The organism is Algibacter sp. 2305UL17-15, assembly GCF_040720935.1.
Lineage (GTDB): Bacteria > Bacteroidota > Bacteroidia > Flavobacteriales > Flavobacteriaceae > Jejuia.
This window is the reverse complement of record NZ_JBFDAE010000001.1, coordinates 399,661-420,594: the sequence shown is the minus strand read 5'-3', so window position 1 is coordinate 420,594 and position 20,934 is coordinate 399,661. Positions and strand designations below refer to the sequence as shown.

General features: G+C 34.4%; 19 protein-coding genes. 10 read left to right on the top strand and 9 right to left on the bottom strand.

Translation table 11 applies throughout. From position 1 onward, the window contains the following. Positions 1–774: a TerB family tellurite resistance protein gene (locus ABXQ82_RS01785; protein ID WP_367053970.1), complete on the bottom strand. Its 774-nt coding sequence runs from the start codon at positions 772–774 to the stop codon at positions 1–3. Between the two features lie 119 nt (positions 775–893). Between ABXQ82_RS01785 and ABXQ82_RS01780 the strand changes: the two genes are divergently transcribed. The 4 genes from ABXQ82_RS01780 (at position 894) to ABXQ82_RS01765 (ending at position 3,974) form a co-directional block, all read left to right on the top strand. Continuing rightward, positions 894–1,304, top strand: a complete 411-nt coding sequence (locus ABXQ82_RS01780; RefSeq protein WP_367053967.1) for a BrxA/BrxB family bacilliredoxin — start codon at positions 894–896, stop codon at positions 1,302–1,304. 162 nt (positions 1,305–1,466) lie between these two features. Then, positions 1,467–2,204 (top strand): lysophospholipid acyltransferase family protein, encoded by a 738-nt coding sequence (locus ABXQ82_RS01775; protein WP_367053964.1) that lies wholly within the window; start codon positions 1,467–1,469, stop codon positions 2,202–2,204. 12 nt (positions 2,205–2,216) lie between these two features. Continuing rightward, a complete protein-coding gene (locus tag ABXQ82_RS01770) occupies positions 2,217–3,218 on the top strand; it encodes an acyl-ACP desaturase (RefSeq protein ID WP_367053960.1) in 1,002 nt (333 codons plus the stop codon). Between the two features lie 78 nt (positions 3,219–3,296). Beyond that, on the top strand, positions 3,297–3,974 hold the full coding sequence (locus ABXQ82_RS01765; RefSeq protein WP_367053957.1) for an HD domain-containing protein: 678 nt from the start codon (positions 3,297–3,299) through the stop codon (positions 3,972–3,974). On the opposite strand, the gene ABXQ82_RS01760 is transcribed toward ABXQ82_RS01765, so the two are convergent. Continuing rightward, positions 3,971–4,852, bottom strand: a complete 882-nt coding sequence (locus ABXQ82_RS01760; RefSeq protein ID WP_367053954.1) for an AraC family transcriptional regulator — start codon at positions 4,850–4,852, stop codon at positions 3,971–3,973. The two genes, ABXQ82_RS01765 and ABXQ82_RS01760, sit on opposite strands and share 4 nt — an antisense overlap. A 203-nt stretch (positions 4,853–5,055) precedes the next feature. On the opposite strand from ABXQ82_RS01760, the gene ABXQ82_RS01755 reads away from it, so the two are divergent. Further along, complete coding sequence (locus tag ABXQ82_RS01755) at positions 5,056–5,664, top strand: hypothetical protein (protein WP_367053951.1); 609 nt, start codon at positions 5,056–5,058, stop codon at positions 5,662–5,664. Between the two features lie 303 nt (positions 5,665–5,967). Then, positions 5,968–6,570, top strand: coding sequence for a hypothetical protein (locus ABXQ82_RS01750; RefSeq protein ID WP_367053948.1), 603 nt, complete (start codon positions 5,968–5,970; stop codon positions 6,568–6,570). A gap of 469 nt (positions 6,571–7,039) precedes the next feature. Here the strand turns inward: ABXQ82_RS01750 and ABXQ82_RS01745 are convergent, their stop codons facing one another. After that, positions 7,040–8,113 (bottom strand): PA0069 family radical SAM protein, encoded by a 1,074-nt coding sequence (locus ABXQ82_RS01745; RefSeq protein WP_367053945.1) that lies wholly within the window; start codon positions 8,111–8,113, stop codon positions 7,040–7,042. Positions 8,114–8,508: 395 nt separating this feature from the next. Between ABXQ82_RS01745 and ABXQ82_RS01740 the strand changes: the two genes are divergently transcribed. Then, on the top strand, positions 8,509–8,916 hold the full coding sequence (locus tag ABXQ82_RS01740; protein WP_367053942.1) for a nuclear transport factor 2 family protein: 408 nt from the start codon (positions 8,509–8,511) through the stop codon (positions 8,914–8,916). A gap of 146 nt (positions 8,917–9,062) precedes the next feature. Here the strand turns inward: ABXQ82_RS01740 and ABXQ82_RS01735 are convergent, their stop codons facing one another. The 4 genes from ABXQ82_RS01735 to hemH all read right to left on the bottom strand — a co-directional run bounded on the left by ABXQ82_RS01735 (position 9,063) and on the right by hemH (position 13,104). Further along, positions 9,063–9,845 carry an enoyl-CoA hydratase-related protein gene (locus tag ABXQ82_RS01735; RefSeq protein WP_367053939.1) on the bottom strand — a complete coding sequence of 261 codons (783 nt, stop codon included), beginning with the start codon at positions 9,843–9,845 and terminating at the stop codon, positions 9,063–9,065. Between the two features lie 22 nt (positions 9,846–9,867). Next, positions 9,868–11,328, bottom strand: a complete 1,461-nt coding sequence (locus ABXQ82_RS01730; protein ID WP_367053936.1) for an ATP-binding protein — start codon at positions 11,326–11,328, stop codon at positions 9,868–9,870. A gap of 182 nt (positions 11,329–11,510) precedes the next feature. Next, entirely contained in the window at positions 11,511–12,056 is a 546-nt protein-coding gene (locus ABXQ82_RS01725) for a CopD family protein (protein WP_367053934.1), read from the bottom strand. Position 12,057: 1 nt separating this feature from the next. Beyond that, a complete protein-coding gene (gene hemH / locus ABXQ82_RS01720; RefSeq protein ID WP_367053932.1) occupies positions 12,058–13,104 on the bottom strand; it encodes a ferrochelatase in 1,047 nt (348 codons plus the stop codon). 146 nt (positions 13,105–13,250) lie between these two features. Here hemH and ABXQ82_RS01715 point away from each other — a divergent pair, with 146 nt between their 5' ends. Next, a complete protein-coding gene (locus tag ABXQ82_RS01715; RefSeq protein WP_367053929.1) occupies positions 13,251–16,748 on the top strand; it encodes a TraB/GumN family protein in 3,498 nt (1,165 codons plus the stop codon). A gap of 8 nt (positions 16,749–16,756) precedes the next feature. On the opposite strand, the gene ABXQ82_RS01710 is transcribed toward ABXQ82_RS01715, so the two are convergent. Further along, positions 16,757–16,912 carry a hypothetical protein gene (locus ABXQ82_RS01710; protein ID WP_367053926.1) on the bottom strand — a complete coding sequence of 52 codons (156 nt, stop codon included), beginning with the start codon at positions 16,910–16,912 and terminating at the stop codon, positions 16,757–16,759. A 57-nt stretch (positions 16,913–16,969) separates the two neighbouring features. Next, on the bottom strand, positions 16,970–17,866 hold the full coding sequence (locus ABXQ82_RS01705; protein WP_367053923.1) for an AraC family transcriptional regulator: 897 nt from the start codon (positions 17,864–17,866) through the stop codon (positions 16,970–16,972). A gap of 191 nt (positions 17,867–18,057) precedes the next feature. Here ABXQ82_RS01705 and hemA point away from each other — a divergent pair, with 191 nt between their 5' ends. Then, positions 18,058–19,323 carry a glutamyl-tRNA reductase gene (gene hemA, locus ABXQ82_RS01700; protein ID WP_367053920.1) on the top strand — a complete coding sequence of 422 codons (1,266 nt, stop codon included), beginning with the start codon at positions 18,058–18,060 and terminating at the stop codon, positions 19,321–19,323. Next, positions 19,316–20,890, top strand: a complete 1,575-nt coding sequence (gene hemC, locus ABXQ82_RS01695) for a hydroxymethylbilane synthase (RefSeq protein WP_367053917.1) — start codon at positions 19,316–19,318, stop codon at positions 20,888–20,890. Before hemA ends, hemC begins: the two co-directional genes overlap by 8 nt. Positions 20,891–20,934 lie beyond the last annotated feature (44 nt).

Sequence of the window (20,934 nt, the reverse complement as noted above, 5' to 3'; positions counted from 1 at the left end):
TTAAAACCGCAACTCCTTCTGCAATTGTTCGTAGGCCATTTGCACTTGTCTAAACTTTTCTTCAGCACCTTCTTGATGTTCTTTTCCTAGATGGATCACCTTATCTGGATGGTATTTTTTTGCCATTTTTCGATAGGCTTTCTTAATTTCATCTACTGTGGCACTTTTATCTATTTCCAAGACTTTATAAGCATTATCCCTGCTGTTATAAAACATGGCTTTAATGCTTTCATAATCTCTGGAATTAATGCCCAAATAGCCTGCCATGGTATAAATTTGACGTTCTTCATCTTGAGTAACCGTGCCATCTGCTTTTGCTATTCCGAATAAAAAATGCATCAACTGTAAACGCGATGGATGATCCATCATCTGGCGAATTTGCAAACACACAGGTCTTACAGAAACGTTTTGTTTGCTAATACCTTTAAACAATTTAAAGGCATTATTTGCACGTTCCTTTCCGTACATATTTAAAAACTGCTGACGCACAAAATCCAATTCACGCTGATCTTGCTTACCATCGGCTTTAATAACCACAGAGGCTAACACCAATAAACTCACTTCAAAATCTCCCGATTGTGTTTGCGGGCGTTGTCTTGGTTGTCTTCTATAAGTTGGTCGTCCTCTACGTGATTTTCCTTGCTCTAAAAATGGACTATCCTTTCCATCTGCCATTGCATCAATAACACTTCCTAATGCTAATCCTATTATGGCGCCAATTGGTCCGCCAAACGACCAGCCCAAAGAAGCACCTATCCATTTTGAAAACCCCATGTAAGTTATAGATTTTAATTATGACCAAATATAATATTAGTTAGTTGATATTTATACCATATTGTTACACAAATGGTATCTTTGTAACTCAAGAATGTTAATTATTAAAATTTAAAAATATGTATCCAGCAGAATTAGTAAAACCAATGCGTGAGGATTTAACCAATGTTGGTTTTGAAGAATTACAAACTGCCGAAGCGGTTGATGCTGCTTTAGCAAAAGAAGGCACTACTTTAGTGGTGGTAAATTCGGTGTGTGGTTGTGCAGCAGCAAACGCAAGACCAGGCGCGAGAATGAGTTTACAAAATGTTAAAAAACCAGACCATATAACAACTGTTTTTGCAGGCGTTGACAGAGAAGCCGTTGATAAAGCAAGAGAGCATATGATTCCGTTTCCTCCAAGTTCACCTTGTATGGCATTGTTTAAAAATGGCGAATTGGTGCACATGCTAGAGCGTCATCATATTGAGGGCAGACCTGCAGAACTTATTGCAGAGAACTTGGTGGATGCTTATAACGAGCATTGTTAGAAAAAGCCTATTGCAAGGAAGCAAGAATTATGATAATTTCATAAATTTAGCTATTTATTAAACAGATTCCCACGCTTCGCTTGGAATGACAAAAAAAAATTAAACCACGATTAATTCGTGGTTTTTTTATGCTATTAATTTTCATTATACTAATTTTGAGACATGATGAAATTGCTTTCGTATCCTGTATCTGTTATTTACTATTTGTGTTTTGGGTTAACGCTAGTTCTGTTTCATCCTATCCAATGGGTTTGCTTTAATCTATTTGGCTATAGCACACATCAAAAAAGTGTTTATCTTTTACAATGGAGTTTAATGCGGTGCGCTAATATTTTAGGAACGCGTTTTTCATTTAACAATCCACATAAGATAGATACCAATCGCCCTCTTATTATTGTGGCGAATCATCAAAGTTTGCATGATATTTATCCAATTACTTGGTACATGCGCAAACACTCCCCAAAATTTATCAGTAAAATAGAATTAGGAAAAGGCATCCCGAGTGTATCCTATAATTTGCGACATGGAGGCGCTGCCTTAATAGACCGAAAAAACCCAAGACAATCCTTACCCGCACTTATGAAATTTGGCGAGTATATTGAAAAAAACAATTATGCCGCCGTCATTTTTCCAGAAGGTACTCGAAGTAAGGATGGTACACCAAAACCTTTTCAAACTAAGGGTTTAGAGATTTTATTTAAAAAAATACCGTCCGCACTCGTTGTTCCGGTAACCATAAATAATTCTTGGAAAATGTTGCGTTATGGAAAATTTCCAATGGGCTTGGGCAATCATCTAAAATTTACAGTACATAAACCCTTAGAATTGGCTATATTTGTTAATAAGCAGGAGTTAATTGATACGATTGAATCCACTATTAAAAATGATATTGAACCTTAAAATCTTTAACATATGTCTTTAAAAAACAAGAGATTAGAAGTGATGCAGTTTTTGGAAAAAGACGTGGACGCATTGATGGAAAAATACTTAATTCCTATTGATAGCATATGGCAGCCCACAGATTTTTTACCGAATTCTGAAGTTGAGGACAGCGCCTTTTTTGAAGAAGTAAGAGAAATTAGAGCTTTAGCCAAGGAACTACCATATGATTTTTGGGTGGTTTTAGTAGGTGATATGATTACTGAAGAAGCATTACCAACCTATGAATCTTGGTTGATGGATGTTGAAGGTGTAGATCAAGTAACCGAAGGTGGAAACGGTTGGTCTAAATGGGTAAAACAATGGACTGCTGAAGAAAACAGACACGGTGATGTTTTAAACAAATACCTCTATTTATCGGGACGTGTAAATATGAGAGAAATTGAAATAACCACGCAACATCTTATTGCTGATGGTTTTGATATTGGCACAGATAGAGACCCTTACAAAAACTTCGTCTATACCAGTTTTCAAGAACTAGCGACTTATGTGTCGCATAATCGTGTGGCAAAATTGGCGAAAGATAAAGGCAATAAGCGTCTCTCTAAAATGTGTAAAATCATTTCTGGAGACGAAATGCGACACCACCATGCTTATTCTGAGTTTGTGGAGCGTATCTTTAAAGTAGATCCTAGCCAAATGATGATGGCTTTTCATTATATGATGAAACAAAAAATTACCATGCCAGCACACTTTTTAAGAGAATCTGGGGGTAAAACAAGTTCTGCTTTCGAAGAGTTTTCTAATACCGCACAACGAATTGGTGTTTATACCTCTACCGATTATGTTGATATTTTACAAAAACTGATTGAACGCTGGGAAATTGATAAAATAACTGGTTTAGATGATGAAGCTGAAAAAGCAAGGGATTACCTCATGAAACTACCCGCTAGAATGTATCGTTTATCTGAACGCATGAAGGTTCCAGAAAACTCGTTTCAGTTTAAATGGGTTGCTCCTGCGGTTATAAAATAAAATTCCAAAAAAAGAATTTCAAACTTATAATAATTAGATTCCTTTCGACGTATCGAAAGGAATTTTTATTTTTACCCAATGCATACTTCCGAAGACATCATAAACAAAACCATCCTTTTCGTAAAAGAAACTTTAACTAATGCTGAAGGTGGACACGATTGGTTTCATATAGAGCGGGTTTATAAAAACAGTTTATTAATTGCTAAAAAAGAGCCTGTTGATTTATTTATAGTTTCTCTAAGCGCTTTATTGCACGATATTGCCGATAGCAAATTCCATAATGGCGATGAAACTATTGGCCCTAAAATAGCACGGGAATTTTTATTTAAACTGAATGTAGATTCCAAAGTTATTGAACATGTCATAAAAATTATTGAGAATATTTCATTTAAATCTAGCCTATCAGCAGGCAGGGGTAGAAATGAGGCTCAAAAATTTAAATCGCTCGAATTGGATGTGGTTCAGGATGCCGATAGATTGGATGCCATTGGTGCCATTGGAATCGCAAGAACATTCAATTATGGAGGATTTAAAAACAGAGCACTTTATAATCCTGAGATTAAACCTCATCTTAATATGACTTCGGAAGAGTATAAATCTTCCACAGCGCCTACCATCAATCATTTTTACGAGAAATTATTACTCCTGAAAGATAAAATGAATACCAAAACAGGGAAACAACTCGCAGATAAACGACATGATTTTATGGAACTTTACCTAAATCAGTTTTATAGCGAATGGGAAGGCAATGCTTAAGCCGAATGTTGTATAATATGCTTTATTTCCTTTCTATAATTAGAAGCACTTTTGCCTGTAATCTCATTAAACTGCTTGTTAAAATGCGAAAAATTGTTGAAGCCACATTCAAAACAAATATCAGCAATACTCATTTGGCTTTCGTTTAATAGTTTGGTGGCATGTACCACTCTATATTCGTTAACCACTTTGGTAAACGTTTTACCCGTTGCCTTTTTAAAGTATCTACAAAACGCAGGCACCGTCATACTTACTTCATCTGCGATGTCGTCTAAACTAATATGTTCTTGAAAATTCTTGTTGACATATTTAAATATCATGGCAATTTTAGCACTGTCTTGGGCTTCAGCTTCAAAAACAACACCATCGGCATTTAAAATATCGTAATCATCTGTAAGCGCTAAGTAATTTAGTATTTCAAGAAACTTTGTAACACGCTCTAAACCTTGAAAATCCATTAAGCTATCAATTTTAGGGCCTATAACCTTTTTGGCTTCAACCTTAAACCGAATGCCTTTTTTTGCACGCTCAAACAAGGAACGTACATTCGACATTTCAGGAATACCTTCAAAATCATCTCCCAAAAAATTAGATTTAAACTGTATGGTGGTTTCCGTTCCGTTTGCGGTTAACCTATCCGTAAACCCGTTATGTGGCAAATTGGCGCCAATTAATATGAGTTGACTGTTATTAAAATACGAGAGATGATTTCCAATATGGGTTTTTCCCTGACCTTTATTGACGTAAACCAGCTCTAATTCAGGATGAAAATGCCAATAGGCATCATTTCTGTCCACCTTCTCCAAGTGCTGCTTTACCAATATGGAACTTCCAAAACTGGGCGTAAGTTTCTTAAGTGTAGGTTTCTTAGTAATCATTGTAGGCGCTTTTATAACAAATTTACTATTTATTATGCATACATTATATATTCAATTACCACAAATATATGCTATATTAACTTAACACATAGTTAACATTGATTTAACAGTTAATATAGCATATAAACTAGCCAAATTTGATGTTTTCTACATCACACATCGCCTCTATCTTTGCCCTGTAAAACGTTATAAAAACCCAAATTATGAAAAACGTATTGAACAACTCAAAAAAAGCAATTTTAATGGTAGCAATGATGGCTACGGTTATAGGTAACACAAATGCCTCTGAAAATCATGATATTAAAGATGCTAAAAGAACTGCAATTACATTAACAAATGTAAAACAGGGCAATCTCTTAACAATTAAAGACGCTTATGGTATCACTCTTTATACAGAGCAAATAAAGGAAGAAGGTATGTATTCAAAAGGCTTTGATTTATCTGAATTGCCAAACGGCGATTACGTTGTTGAGCTTGATAAAGATGTGGAAATTAAAATGATCCCTTTTACAGTTGAAGACAATACTGTAGTTTTCAATAAAGCAAAGGAAGAGACATTTTTTAAGCCAGTAACAAGAGTTAAAGAAAATCTAGTTTATGTTTCGAAATTAGCATTAGACAATGAAAATCTTGATGTATCTATTTATTTAGAAGGAAATAGAGTTTCTTCAAATGATTACGAATTGGTTTATTCAGAAAATATTAAAAATGACATAAGTCTAGAACGCGTTTATAAATTACCTAGAGAAGGTAACTATAAGGTAGTCTATCACTCTCAAGGTAGATCTTTTACAGCATACATTAATAATTAATTAATGTCTTATTTAGTTTAGTTTAGTTGGTAAAGTGGGCTGTGGTGGCCCACTTTTTTTGTTTTATAGTATCTCCTCAATTTCATCAACATCCACTAAGCGGCTAATCCCTTTATATCTTCAATTTTTTTTGCCCTTCTTTATATGTATCAGTACAAAATCTTATGAAATAATATATGCTATTTAACCTAAAATTGATGTAAAATTAATAGATAAAATAGCGCATAAATTAGTCAATATCAATGTTTTATACAGTAAGTTTGTGTTATACATTTGTAGTGTTGAACGTTAAAAACGCGAATTATGAAAAACGTAATTAAACACTCAAAAAAAGGAATCTTAATGGTAACCATGTTTGCTACCTTATTAAGTTTCGCCAATGATGCTTCATTATTTAAAATAAAAAATGACGCTGAAAGAACCTCCCTTACTTTATATAATGTAAAGCAAGGAAACCTATTATCTATTAAAGATACCAATGGTGTGATTTTGTTCAAAAATTATATACAAGGATCAGGAACTTATACAAAAAGTTTTGATCTAACCGCATTACCAAATGGGACATATGTTTTTGAAATTGATAAAGATTTAGAAATAAACACGATACCTTTTACTGTAAAGTCTAATAATGTACTTTTTGATAAAGAAAAGGGGGAAACAATCTTCAAGCCTATGGTACGCATTAATGACGATATGGTTTATGTCTCAAAACTTTCCTTAAATGAAGACCCTTTTGAGATTGAGATTTACTTTAAAGGATTGAACGGTTCTGAACTCATGTTTGCCGAAACCATTGAGAGCACTAAAACTATCGAAAGAATCTACAAACTAGGGGGCTTAGATTTTGGGTCTTATAAACTTGTATTTCATACAGAAGGTAGAGAGTTTATCAAGTACATTAATTAAAGTCTAAATACCTTATTTAGAGTTGGATGTTAAAAGTGGGCTGTGGCGGCCCACTTTTTTTTGTTTCATACTTTACTGATTATTAAATTTTTACAAGTTTTAGACTGTAAAAAGAAGCATGTAGTTAAATAAGCAATTTATATTCTGTTTTTTTAAGCAACAGTTTCCCTCCTAATAAGGAGGGATTAAGGGAGGTGTTGAGCTATTCTTATTCAAACCCTATAAATTAATTTGTCCATATCTGACACAGGTTAAACCTACAGTAGTTAATATTTACAATGCTGATGATATTGAAACTGGTTTTGAACCTATACCTCCTCGTTTTGTGTTATAGTTTCTAATGAGTTTTTAAAAGTATTGTTTAATTCGCATTTGAAGACATTTTAACAATACACCACTTAATCCCCTCTTCTTTAGAGTAGTAACTCATACCAATAAAAGTTTCACTCTTAGAAGGAAGGTCTTTAGATTAGAACAGTTTTAACTGTCCATTTTTAAATTGCTCATGTAAATCACAATTAAGCTTAGGCATTGCTTTGTCTTTAAAATATTTTTGTTTCGCTAGTTTTACAAGATCGTTTATTTGTTTTGCTATGTTACCTTCTCCCCGCATCCTGGTACCATATCTGGAATCATTTAAAGTGCCACCATGGCAATTTTCAATTTGATGCAATACTTTTTCGGCACGATCGGGCATTGTTTTTTTAATCCAATTGGTAAAAATTGCGCCTATCGCTCCGTTAAGTCTAACAATGGTATGCCCAATGGAACTTGCGCCGTTTTCAGCAGCAGCTTTAGCCAATGGCAATATTTCGTGGCTATTTATCGATGGAATTATTGGCGCTAGCATCACATTTACGGGAATACCATTTTCACTTAAAGTCTTTACAGTTTCCAAACGTTTTTTTATGGTTGCAGTTCTAGGTTCTAGAATTCGTCTTGTGTCTTCACTTAAAGATGTAATGGAAACATTAACGCCTACTAAATTGTCTTTTGCTAGGGTTTTAAGAATATCAATATCCTCCAATATTCTTGAATTTTTTGTAATAATTCCAACAGGGTGTTTGTATTTTAAAAACACTTCTAAACATCGTCTGGTAATTTTATAAATTTTCTCAGCAGGTTGGTAACAATCCGTATTTCCAGACATCACGATTGGGTGTGCTTTCCAACTTTTCTTTTTAAGCAGTTGCTCCAAAAGTTTTGGTGCGTCTTTTTTTACCAAAATGCGTCTTTCAAAATCCAACCCTGCGCTATAGCCCCAAAATTCATGTGAGTTTCTAGCGTAACAGTAAATACAACCATGTTCGCAACCTTGATAAGGATTCATACTGTAGCCCATTCCAACGTCGGGACTTTTTACTTTATTAACGATGGTTTTTGGAAATACTTCTAGGTATTGTGTTTTATTTTTATCGGCTATTTCCCCTTCTTTTTGGCAGAACTCCAGAAAATCGTCACGCATTTCATGACTTAATTCGAAGAAACGATTGGGGACGTTTAGCTGTGCGCCACGTCCTTTTATAGGAGACTTGGGATTCATAATACTTAAAATTTAGGGTCCAAACTGGAGTAAGTAGCTCTATAAAGTTAAATATTTTTTAGGCTGAAAACTGTTAAAGCGGGGATGGGTTATTAACAAACTGGATTTTATACTAGAAAATACTATAAATTCGTTTTAACACTTAAAGAAGTAACGATATGCTATACTTAATTAGCAGTACATCAAGATCCGGGAAGACCATACTTGCAAAGAAACAGCATGTAAAGAACATGGTCTAAACTATTTTGACACCTCTAAAAATTTTGGGAACACTATTGATGCTGCCATAAAATATTTGATATAACAGCCTTGACTTTGTCAGAAAAAAAGCTAACTTCGTTTAACTAATGATAAAAAATATTGAAATACATTTTTTAACTTAAAAACAAAAAATCATGGGAAACAACCAAAACATTCAGGTTATTGAGAATCTTTACAACGCATTCTCAACAGGAGATATGCCTACAGTTCTTGGGTCTATGCATCCTGATATTGAATGGAACGAAGCCGAAAGTAATTCGCTTGCAGATGGCAATCCCTATATCGGTCCAGATGCAATTTTAGAAGGCGTATTTGCACGTCTTGGAGCTAACCATGAGTACTTTGGGTTACAGGATATTGAAATCCACGGTATGAATGGCAACAAGGTTTTAGCTACTTTACGATATGATGCTAAAGTAAAAGCAACTGAAAAGACCTATAACGCACAAGCTGCACATCTATGGACACTTAATAATGAAGGAAAAATTATTGCCTTTCAGCAATATGTGGATACTAAGAAGTTGGCAGACTCTGAAAAGTAATTTTTAATTGTATCGACTGATGTGTGTTAAAACAAACGAAAGACAACATTGACTATAAAAATAAGTGCTCATTCTAGCCTAGTTCTGAAAATCCTCGCAACTACTCATAGCTGAGACTGACAAGCAACCTCTCAAAAACCAAACCTCTACTCCCCCGGAAAATCAGCCTTTCGCTTCTCCAAAAAAGCAGTAGTGCCTTCATAAAAATCATCCGTTCCAAAACAATTCCCAAACTCGGTAATTTCGGTTTGAAATCCGTTAATACCATCTTTAAAATTAGCATTTATGGCTTTTATAGCAGAAGTAATTGCTACTGAAGAATTTCGCAGAATTTTACCAGCTATTTTTTCGCAAAGCGGTAATAATTCGTCTTGTGTGGTTACGTGGTTTACAAGTCCGAAGCCTAAAGCTTGGTTGGCATCAATCATACTTGCCGTCATAATTAATTCCATAGCGCGACCTTTTCCAATAAGTTGCGGTAAGCGTTGCGTGCCGCCATACCCTGGAATTACGCCTAGAGATACTTCGGGCAAGCCCATTTTTGCGTTATCACTAGCCACTCTAAAATGACATGCCATCGCCAATTCTAAACCGCCACCCAATGCAAATCCATTTACCGCAGCAATTACGGGTGTGGATAGGTTTTCAACAAAATCGAATAATAAATGTTGTCCGCTTGCTGCCAAATCTGTGCCTTCTTCGATGCTAAAATCTGCAAATTCGCTAATATCAGCTCCTGCTACAAAGGCTTTTTCGCCACTTCCTGTAATGATAATTACTTTGGTGTTTTTATCTGCATTGGCTTCCTTAAAAGCTTCATGCAATTCTTTAATAGTTTCTTGATTAAGGGCGTTTAACTTTTTAGGACGATTAATGGTTATGGTAGTAATGTTGTTTTCGGTATTGTAAAGTATATTATTGTAATTCATGCTTTTATTTTTTGGAGATCAATTATTGTCCTTTTGGAAATTCAACCTTAAAAACAGTCCCTCTTTCTGCTTCAGTAGTAAAAGAAATAGAACCTTTATAAGTCTCAACAATGTTTTTAACCATTGCCAAACCTAATCCCATACCGCTTGTTTTGGTCGTGAATTTTGGCTCGAATACTTTACTTTTATTTTCTTCTGAAACGCCTGAACCATTATCGGCAACCGTTATAATTACATTGTCTTCATCTTCCCCAACATTTACCAATACCTGAGGTGTTTTTTCATCTGGAATAGCCTGAATACCGTTTTTAACCAAATTGGTAACCACCCTAATTAACTGGGTTCTATCAAACTTAGCAATAATTTCCTCAGCATCTGAAGTGAATATGATATAATCCTCATTAAAAATATCTAAAGCTAGTTTTGTGATATTGACCACATTTAGTGTTTCATTTTTTTGCGCTGGCATTTTGGCAAAATTTGAAAATGCCGAAGCTATAGAACTCATCGTATCAATTTGCTGAATGAGTGTTTTGGTATATTCATCTACTTTGGTATGGATGTTTTCATCTGTTGGGTCGAACTTGCGTTGAAAATTTTGCACAGTCAAACGCATTGGCGTTAACGGGTTTTTAATCTCGTGCGCTACCTGTTTCGCCATTTCTCTCCAAGCTTGTTCCCGTTCGTTAGTGGCTAGTTTTACAGCACTTTCCTCCAACTCGTCAATCATACTGTTATAGGAGTTTACAAGCGTTGAGATCTCTTCGCTGGTATCGTCTATCACAATTTTTTCGTTACGTTTTTCTAATCGCGTCGTGTTAATTTTATCGCTGATGGTTTTTAGAGATTTGGTAATATACTTAGAGAGGAAAAAGGCAATGCCAATTGCCATAATCAATACAAAAAGGTAGGCGATACCCAATCTTCCCAAAAACTCATTGAGCTCTTTAGATAGAAAATCATCTTTTTCTAAATAGGGTAGATTTAAAATAGCGATGGGTTTGAATTTATTATCGTAGATGTAAGTGTATGAAGATTGGAAAGTCTCCCCATTTTCTCGATGTTTATCTACATGTCTATGGTCTGCCGTATGCGAAATAGCGTTTAGAATTTCGGTATCTATACATTTATCTTCTTCGTCTGGTTTTAAATTGGCTTTTGAAGTAATTAATAAACTGCCTTCCAAATCGTATAAATTTATTTGAAGCTTGTGAATATCGGCAATGTTGCTAATTTCATCCTTAAAAATTAACGGAATATTTCTGGTTTTTACTTCCCATGTATTTCTTCGACTATTTAATTCGCGTCTTAAATGGGTTTGGATATTTTGCTCTTTCCGCTCAAGCCTTTGTTTATGATAATCGGTAGTTTCTTCGCTATACTGATAAATTGCTACTGCTGCGATTAGGACTGATGCCAACAATACCAGCAGAATCATTACGATAAAAATACGGGTGCGTAAAGAGAGTTTTTTTAATTTCATCTTTTATTTTGAATGCATTAAATATAGCAATAATTGCACCAAAGAACTCCGTAATATTCCAAATACTAAAATTTCAAATAACAAAAAAGCGACTTAGTTAGATTGGGTTTCAAAGTTGGCGGATAGGTGCGCTAAGTCCCGATGCTTCGGGGGCAGCGGCATCCTTTTTTAAGATAATAAAATTAAACCTCCGGATTCTTCTCTCTAAAACGTTTATAAAGTTTGAAACCCAACATAATGAGCACCCCTAAAATAAAAATACCGATAACGCCCCAAATCCAGTTGATGGCACTTTTTAAAATGACAAGGAATATAACGGCAAACAGAATGAATGTTGCGCCTTCATTCCAAATACGCATAAAACTGGAGGATTTTTTTACGATGTCGTTTTGCAACTGTTTAAAATACTGATGGGTTTTTAAATGATATGCAAAGAGTAATATTATGAACCCTAATTTTACCTGCATCCACGGCATGTAAAACAGATTTGGATTAATATAGAATAGACTTAAGCCGAAAACTAAAGCCAAAATTGCCGATGGCCATGTGATGATGAACCACAAGCGTTTTGCCATGATTTTAAGTTGTTTTCCTAAAATTTCCTTTTCTGGGGAAGGTTTATGGAATGCTTCTATTTGATAGACGAACAATCTTGGGATATAAAACAAGCCTGCAAACCAAGTGATGACGAAGATAAGATGAAATGCTTTTAGATAGAAATATGCCATTTTAACTTACGGTTGCTGGAGTTTTAGCCCAATTTGTAATCCATTTGGATAATAAATCTACAAATTCTTGGTCGTCGTTTAAACATGGAATGGTTGTGAATTCCTTACCGCCCATTTCGTGGAAAATCTCTTGACCTTCCATGGCTATTTCTTCGAGTGTTTCCAAACAATCGCTTACAAATGCCGGCGTTACTATTGCCATATTTTTAATGCCTTCTTTTCCGAGACGTTCAATGGTTCTATCTGTGTAAGGCTGCAGCCACGGATCGAAACCTAAACGTGATTGAAAGGAGGTGGAATAGGTGCCTTCTTTTAATTTTAATTTTTCAGCCACCAAACGTGTTACTTCCAAACATTGATGTTTATAACAAAACTCATGGGCTTTACTTGGTGTGACACAACAACTTTTATCTCCCGAAGCATCGGGATTACAATGGGATTTTGTAATGTCGCTTTTACGGATATGACGTTCTGGTACGCCATGATAGGAAAACAATAAATGCTCGTAATTAGTACCTTTTAAATGGTGTTTTATGGAGTTTGAAAGCACCTCGATATAATCTGGTTTGTTATAAAAAGCTGGAACAGATTCTATCTTTAAATTCGGAAAATGTTCTTGGCGCAATTCTTCGGCTAAAACTAGAATAGTTTCGGTGGTTGCCATGGCGAATTGTGGATATAACGGAAATAATAAAACTTCGGCAACACCTTTATCTACCAATTCCTGAAGTCCTTTTTTAATGGTCAAACTGCCATAGCGCATTGCTAATGCCACAGGATATGCTACCTGTTTTTGGATTTTATGTTGAAGTCGTTCAGACAGTACAATTAGGGGAGAACCCTCATCCCACCATATTTTTTGATACGCCGCTGCAGATTGTTTTGGGCGTGTGTTTAAGATGACGCCTTTTACCAAAGCTGTTCGCGCCACTAGTGGAATATCGATAACACGCTCGTCCATTAAAAATTCGCCTAAATACTTTTTTACATCCTTTGGGCTTGGACTATCTGGCGAACCGAGGTTAACTAATAGAATTCCTTTTTTCATAGTTGCTTATTGATAGTGCAAAAATACGATACAAATTTTATAATAGCCTCATTATTTTACCGTTCACTCATTAATAAAAGGTATTCACGTATTTAAACACTTTAAGATTTCTTTTTATTTCTATATTTATCTTTTAAACCCTTCACATGAAAAAAATAGTTATCCTCTTTATAGCTTTTACCCTAACTGCTTCGTTATTTTCTCAAGATAAAAGTCTGCTTTGGGAAATATCAGGAAACGGATTAGAAAAGCCATCTTACATCTACGGCACCATGCACGTAAGCAGTAAAGTAGCATTTAGACTGGATGATGTTTTTTTTGAAGCTTTAAACAAAAGTGAATGTGTGGCATTAGAATCGGACCCGACGCAATGGTTAAAATACATGCACGAGGATTCTGGTTTTAATGATAATGTGGATGATTTATTCTACGGAAATAATTTTTACTCCAGTTTATTTCGATTATCGCCTTTAGACCCAATGCACATAAGAAGCGTGATTCGGTTTGACAATTATTTGATCAACAGCTATTTATATCGAAAAAACTCCAATGCGGATGATTTTGAGGAAGAAACTTACTTGGATATGTTCATATTTCAAGCGGGTAAAAAGAACAACAAACCCGTAATTGGTCTAGAAGATTTTAGAGAATCGAGATACCTAACAACCAAAGCAAGTTTTAATATCAACAAACGTAAACCTGATGATTGGTTTATAAAGTTAATGGAAAAGAAAAATATGTTTCTGTTTCAAGAAGATGTCTATCGGGAGCGGGATATAGAGTTGCTGGATTCTATTGGAGCAGCAACAAACACCAACTATTACAGAGAACACATGTTGTTTAAGCGTAATGAAAACATGGTGGACGTTTTGGATTCTGTAATGCCTAAAAAAGTCGTTTTTTCTGGTGTAGGTGCAGCACATTTAGGTGGCGAAAAAGGCATGTTAAATATGTTAAAAGAAAAGGGTTATACGGTTAGACCTTTAGTTTCTAGACAAACGAATTATGCTAAAACAGAGAAAGAACATTTAGAAAATTCGTTTACAACGCCATCGTTGTCTTATCATGCCACATCTGATGGTTTTTTGAGTATTAAAAGTTTTGATGAATTAAGGGAATTTACCGCCAACGGCATAAAATATTACGTCGCTCCAGATATGACAAACGGCGCATACTTGACCATAAATAGGTTAAACACTTTTGAATATTTACCCAACGAAAAGGACAATGTAAACTTAGATTATATTAAAAACCTCTTATATGAAGACGTTCCAGGAACCATCATAGAAAAAAAAGAATTCAACCAACCCTTCCCTGGAATTAGTATTCTAAATAAGACGAAAAAAGGCGATTATCAAAAATACCATATCTACAAAACGCCATTAGAGATTATAGTTGTAAAGTTTGGAGGCAAAAAAGATTTTGTTTTACACTATGAAGCAGAAATTTTTAACTCTGTAAAGTTTGTGCCTTTTACTGATGCTTCTGCAAAATTTACAGAACCTAACGGGAAATACACCTTTTCTTTTCCTAAAAATCATATTACATCAAACCTAGAGCATCCAGGAAAAAAGTTAGTGCAAGCAAAAACTGATGCAGGGTATTACTTTTTTCAGGAATCGCCTCAACATGATATCTCATACATTGAAGAAGATGCTTTTGAAGCACAATACATCCACACAAGTTTTTATAAAAATTTAGAAATTAAAGATTATAGTGGCGATTTTACTGAAGGTGCTTATAAAAGCTATGTATCTTCAGCTGTTTTAGATTCAATTCATAATAAAAAGTTATGGCTAAAAAGCGTTGTAAAAGACGGAAGTTATTATTTATTAGGATTTTATGGAACTGAAAAAGAAAATGCTACATCCTATTTTGAGTCATTAGAATTTCAAAATATAGCCTATGAAACTTTTAAACAAGAAATTGATACATCCTTAAGTTTTACTGTTAATTCTCCAACAAAAGCACCACTCCAATATAGAGGAAGGTACAATGCCAATAGAGAAAAAAAGCCTTATGACCAATCTGTAAAAAGCACAACATACACCACAAAAGCCAATGAGCAAATTTCCATAAAGAGGACAAAATATCACGATTTAAAAATGTATGAAAACGTTGATAGTTTATGGAATAACATTAACAAACGGACAGATTACTCAAACTTTAAAGGTGGTTTTTTTGATAAAAAATTCCTGACTGTTGATGAAAAAAGATATTCCCAAAATGGCGTTCACTATTTAACCCATAAATTAAGAGATTCAGTAAGCAACAAGGAAATTCTTGTGAAGTACATTCAGAAAAAGGGTGTCTTATATAAATTATCTGCCCTAACTGATTCTATTAGTAAACCCTCGAAATTTTTAACGGAGTTTTTCGATTCCTTTCAACCAAAGGATACCCTTTTGGGAGAAGCTATTTTTAAGGATAAAACGCAAGTGTTTTTCGAGGCTCTAAAAAATAACGACAGTATTGTGATAAATGGTTACCGGGAGCTGCAGTTTTCCAAAGAACACTCGCGCAACATAATCGACCTTTTAGAAAACTTTGAATTTCCTGAAGACAAAACAAATATTAAAAACTACTTGTTAAGACAGCTCATTAAAAATGATAAAAGCGAAGGTGTAAAAAACTTTGCACGACAACTTTATGTGACATCTTATTCAGAACCTTCAATCCAAAGTATCATTTTAAACACCTTTTTTCAAAGAAGAGATAAAGCATCCTATGAATTTATTTTGGAATTACTAAATGCTGATTTGCCTTTGGGAAGTAAAGTGCCATCTTTTAAATCATATAATGCAAAAGCCGATTCTCTAAAAACAGCGAAAGTATTATTTCCCGAGTTATTGAATTTCGCGGCAGTTGAAGACTATAAATCGCCAATTTACGGACTTCTAACCAAATTATTAGATAGCAATACCGTAAAACCAAAGGTTTATAAAAAATTCAAAAAACAAATTATAAATGATGCTAAAATCGAGATTAAGCGGAGTTTAGGACATAAAAAAAGATTTTCTCATAACACCAGAAAAGATTTTACTTTAGAAAACTATGTGAAATTATTGTTCCCTTTTAGAGATGAAAAAGACGTTAAATTCTTCTATTTGAGATTACTTGAAAGTGAAGATTGGGAGGCTTTAACCACCTATTATACACTTTTAAAATCTAAAAATGAACCCATCACAAATCAATTAAAAGAGAAAACGCTTCTCAATGAATCTGCGCAACATTTATTAATTTCAAAATTAAAGCACTATAAAGTTCTTGATAAAAACGAAACTTCAATAGTAGATTTAAAAACATATGCGAAATCAAAATTATTTGCAAGTCACTATTATAAAAAGTCTGAAAATGAGATTGAATTTTTAGAAGAAAAAAATGTGGAAACTGATCATGGTAAATCTGTTCGTCTTTTCATATTCAAAAGAAAAAATACACGCAACAATAACGAAAACGAGTATTTACACACCATTGCCTTTGAAGATTCTAAAACAGAACCCTATAATTTAAAACCTTACTATACAGGAATTAACAGAGGTGTTTCCATTTCAGGATTTAAAACTGAAGAAGCTATTATAGAAGATACTATTTTGCTCATAAAACATAAAACTAGAAAACGGATAAAGCGGAGTAGATACTAAAACCGTAGTTATTTATCTTCCAATTTTTGCTTTGGATATAAATTTGGTCGCTCTTCATTATAATCACAATCTTGAAAAATACCGCAAGACACACCTGTCCGCGCTAACGATTTACCTTGAATATTTTTTGATAATGCCTCTATTTCTGGGGATAAGTATTTCATGCTACAAATTTTATATTTCGCAGACCTGTCAGGTTTCGAAAACCTGACAGGTCTTATTTAACTCAAAGACATTACATATTTCTTAGGCGTTGTGCCATATTTCTTTTTAAAAGCTGCAATAAAATGACTGGATGTGCTGTAGCCTACTTTATGCCCAACTTCGTTTACATTATCGTTACCAGCTTCCAATAATTTTCGAGCTACTTCCATTTTATAATCAAATAAAAAGCTAAAAACTGAATCGCCATAAATTTGTTTAAACCCTTCTTTCAGCTTTTTAATATTCAATCCTATTTCATCAGCTAATTCTTGTAAACTTGGTGGTTCTGCCATACGGGACACCATAATATCTTTCGCTTTTCTGATTTTTATCACATTGGTTTCATCAACTAAAAACGGACATTGCTCCACATCGGCATCTTCACTTCTATTAAAATACAAACTCAACAATTCGTATGCTTTTCCTTTAAAATAAAGCTGCTTTATAGAAGAATTAAGACTGTAATTTATCAATTGGTTCAACACAATGGCCATAGATGGCGAAATTACCCCGTCCTTATAATATTTTTTATCTCTGTTATCTTCGCTCAAAAAGGTTATATAATCAGCTTCTTGCGAAAACAATCCATGGAATTTTTTGATAGATATTAGAATCGAAACTATCCACGAATTTGGTTCTATTTGAAGATCTATTGGTAATTCTCGCTGCGGATTATACAATAACAAAGAATTCTCTTCGTGAATATCTAAAGCATATCTCCCTTGATTAAAAACAAATTTAGTTGCGCCCTTAACACAAAAATGAAATTGCAAAAAAGTACTATCTATTTCTTTTGCAACACTTTGAGCGACACTTTCGTCGTTTTTAAACATTAAAATCAAAAATCCGTCTTCAATCTTTGTTTCCTCGAAAGAACTTTGAGCGACACTTTTTATGCGCTTACCTATAGCCATTTTTCATATTTATTTAGATTGGTTCTAAATTAAACTATCAAAACCAGTCTATTTTACTGCTAAAATATGACATTTATCATGTTTTAAGAAAAAACAAGCCTAAAAAACCACAAACGATATTAAAAGTTCTTTGAGCGTTGTTTTTTTTTCATCTATCCTGTTACTTTTGTTTCGCAATTTCAGGTATAGCAATGCAGAAGTACAACATTTCACGTAGTAACTACTTTTACGCTATTGGTTTAAGTTACAAAAAAGCCGATGCGGAAATTAGAGGTCATTTTAGTTTAGATGACGACTCTAAGCATGCCCTATTGAGTCAAGCCAAGGAAAACGGCATAGAAAGTTTGGTGGTTACTTCTACTTGTAATCGAACGGAGATTTATGGTTTTGCACAACACCCTTTTCAGCTTATTCAATTGCTTTGTGATAATACCAGAGGTACTCTTGAAGAATTTCAGGACGTAGCTTACATCTACAAAAACAAAGATGCTATTGCACACATGTTTCGTGTGGGTTCTGGTTTGGATAGTCAAATTTTAGGCGATTTTGAAATTATTAGTCAGCTAAAAACAAGCACTAAACTCTCAAAGAAATATGGTTTATTGAACCATTTTACAGAGCGTTTGGTAAATGCTGTTATTCAAGCGAGCAAACGCATTAAGACTGAAACAGATATTTCATCTGGTGCTACTTCGGTGTCTTTTGCTTCAGTTCAATATATTTTTAAAAATGTTGAAGATGTTTCCAATAAGAATATTTTACTATTCGGAACAGGAAAAATTGGAAGGAACACTTGTGAAAATTTAGTAAAACATACTAAAAACGAGCACATCACTTTAATAAACAGAACTAAAGATAAAGCTGAAAGAATCGCTGGAAAGTTCAATTTGGTAGTGAAAGATTATGCTAATCTACAAGAAGAAATTAGTAATTCGGATATCTTAATTGTTGCAACAGGTGCGCAACGTCCTACGATTGACAAGCACATTATTCAAACAAAAAAACCACTTTTAATTCTGGATTTATCCATCCCAATGAACGTTAATGAAAATGTTCAAGAATTGGATAATGTATCATTGGTACATCTAGATCATTTATCTCAAATAACTGATGATACTTTAGAAGCCCGAAAAGCACATATTCCTTCTGCAGAAGCAATTATAGAAGAGGTTAAAACCGAATTTAATAGCTGGTTAGAAACTCGGAAATTCGCACCTACTATCAAAGCATTAAAGCATAAACTGACTGGTTTTGCAACCGCTGAAGTAGATACCCAACGCAAAAAATTGTCGGACTTTAACGAAGCGCAGGCTGAATTAATCAGCAATAAAATCATTCAAAAAATTACCAATCATTTTGCACATCATTTAAAGGATGATGATGTTTCTACAGATGATAGTCTGGAACTTATTAAGAAAGTATTTCAGTTAGAAGAACCTAAAAAAACCAATGTCTAAAACCATAAGAATTGGCACGCGCGATAGTGAATTAGCACTATGGCAAGCCAAAATAGTACAAAGTTTACTCGAAGAAGCTGGTCATAAAACAGAACTCGTTCCCGTAAAATCTACGGGCGATTTAGTGTTGGACAAACCACTATACGAATTGGGCATTACTGGGATTTTTACCCGAACTTTAGATATCGCCATGTTAAATAACGATATCGATATTGCGGTACATTCTCTAAAAGACGTGCCTACAGTTTTACCAAAGGGCATTGTACAAGCGGCAGTTTTAAAACGAGGCAACGTCAATGACACGCTTGTTTTTAAAGACAATGAAGAATTTTTAGGCGCTAAAGAAGCTGTTATTGCAACAGGAAGTTTACGCCGAAGGGCGCAATGGCTCAACCGTTTTCCAACACATACAATTACAGATTTAAGAGGTAATGTAAATTCACGTTTACAAAAACTAGAAGACAGCGATTGGAACGGTGCTATTTTCGCAGCAGCGGGAATTGGTAGAATTGGCATAAGACCTGAAGAAGCCATTAATCTCGATTGGATGATTCCTGCTCCTGCACAAGGTGCTATTATGATTACCGCTTTAGACGAAGATGAATATGTAAAAGAGGCTTGTGCTGAACTAAACCACGAAGAAACTGAAATTTGTACAACCATAGAACGTGAATTTTTAAATAAATTAGAAGGGGGTTGTACCGCTCCTATTGGTGCTTTGGCTTACATTAAAGATGAGGAAATCAACTTTAAAGGGGTGTTGTTAAGTCCGGATGGCACAAAAAGAATTGATGTTACCAGAGTTAAAAAACTAGGCGAACATAACGATATGGCACAATACTGTGCTGATTTTGTGATTGAACGTGGCGGTAAACGTTTAATGGATAAAATTAAACATTCCGATAAAAAAACGAACGTGTTTTCTACAAAAAGTTTTACCGAAGACCAACGTTTATTGTTTCATGAAAAGGTGGTTGCTGAAAGTTCAGATTTTATCAAAATAAGTTTGAACAGAATCCATCCGCGTTTCTTAAAAAATGAAATTCAGAATGTAGTGATTACTAGCAAAAATGCTGTAGAATCTTTAACTACAAACTATTCCGCCATAGAATTACAGTTTAAAAATATTTACTGTGTTGGTAGAAGAACCAAGCGTTTAGTAGAAAAAAAAATAGGTAAAGTTAAGCACACCGAAAAGAATGCTAAGAAACTTGCGGAATATTTGGTTGAATATATTGAAGGTACTGAAGTGACTTACTTTTGTAGCGATATAAGACTGGATGCATTACCAACTATTTTAAGTGAGAACAACATTGAAGTGAATGAAATTGAAGCTTATCAAACTAAATACGATGGCTTTAAAGTCGATGACTCTGTGGAGAGTGTGATGTTTTACAGTCCGTCAACGGTTGAGAGTTTTGTGCGCAGCAACAAAAATGAAGTGATTGCTTTTTGTATTGGAGAAACGACTGCAAAAGAAGCAAAAAAACATTTTAAGGATGTTAGGGTTTCAAAAGTGCCGACTGTAGAAAGTGTGATTGAGTTGGTTAATGAGTATTATATTTGAATTAATTTATCAGACCTGTCAGGTTTTTGAAACCTGACAGGTCT

Excerpts from the sequence above, each read along its gene's own strand:
- ABXQ82_RS01780 (WP_367053967.1), top strand. The coding sequence starts at position 894 with ATGTATCCAGCAGAATTAGTAAAACCAATGCGTGAGGATTTAACCAAT.
- ABXQ82_RS01765 (WP_367053957.1), top strand. The coding sequence starts at position 3,297 with ATGCATACTTCCGAAGACATCATAAACAAAACCATCCTTTTCGTAAAA.
- ABXQ82_RS01760 (WP_367053954.1), bottom strand. The coding sequence starts at position 4,852 with ATGATTACTAAGAAACCTACACTTAAGAAACTTACGCCCAGTTTTGGA.
- ABXQ82_RS01710 (WP_367053926.1), bottom strand. The coding sequence starts at position 16,912 with ATGAAATACTTATCCCCAGAAATAGAGGCATTATCAAAAAATATTCAA.
- ABXQ82_RS01775 (WP_367053964.1), top strand. The coding sequence starts at position 1,467 with ATGATGAAATTGCTTTCGTATCCTGTATCTGTTATTTACTATTTGTGT.
- ABXQ82_RS01740 (WP_367053942.1), top strand. The coding sequence starts at position 8,509 with ATGGGAAACAACCAAAACATTCAGGTTATTGAGAATCTTTACAACGCA.
- ABXQ82_RS01770 (WP_367053960.1), top strand. The coding sequence starts at position 2,217 with ATGTCTTTAAAAAACAAGAGATTAGAAGTGATGCAGTTTTTGGAAAAA.
- hemA (WP_367053920.1), top strand. The coding sequence starts at position 18,058 with ATGCAGAAGTACAACATTTCACGTAGTAACTACTTTTACGCTATTGGT.
- ABXQ82_RS01730 (WP_367053936.1), bottom strand. The coding sequence starts at position 11,328 with ATGAAATTAAAAAAACTCTCTTTACGCACCCGTATTTTTATCGTAATG.
- ABXQ82_RS01750 (WP_367053948.1), top strand. The coding sequence starts at position 5,968 with ATGAAAAACGTAATTAAACACTCAAAAAAAGGAATCTTAATGGTAACC.
- ABXQ82_RS01725 (WP_367053934.1), bottom strand. The coding sequence starts at position 12,056 with ATGGCATATTTCTATCTAAAAGCATTTCATCTTATCTTCGTCATCACT.
- ABXQ82_RS01785 (WP_367053970.1), bottom strand. The coding sequence starts at position 774 with ATGGGGTTTTCAAAATGGATAGGTGCTTCTTTGGGCTGGTCGTTTGGC.
- ABXQ82_RS01745 (WP_367053945.1), bottom strand. The coding sequence starts at position 8,113 with ATGAATCCCAAGTCTCCTATAAAAGGACGTGGCGCACAGCTAAACGTC.
- ABXQ82_RS01715 (WP_367053929.1), top strand. The coding sequence starts at position 13,251 with ATGAAAAAAATAGTTATCCTCTTTATAGCTTTTACCCTAACTGCTTCG.
- hemH (WP_367053932.1), bottom strand. The coding sequence starts at position 13,104 with ATGAAAAAAGGAATTCTATTAGTTAACCTCGGTTCGCCAGATAGTCCA.
- ABXQ82_RS01705 (WP_367053923.1), bottom strand. The coding sequence starts at position 17,866 with ATGGCTATAGGTAAGCGCATAAAAAGTGTCGCTCAAAGTTCTTTCGAG.
- hemC (WP_367053917.1), top strand. The coding sequence starts at position 19,316 with ATGTCTAAAACCATAAGAATTGGCACGCGCGATAGTGAATTAGCACTA.
- ABXQ82_RS01755 (WP_367053951.1), top strand. The coding sequence starts at position 5,056 with ATGAAAAACGTATTGAACAACTCAAAAAAAGCAATTTTAATGGTAGCA.
- ABXQ82_RS01735 (WP_367053939.1), bottom strand. The coding sequence starts at position 9,845 with ATGAATTACAATAATATACTTTACAATACCGAAAACAACATTACTACC.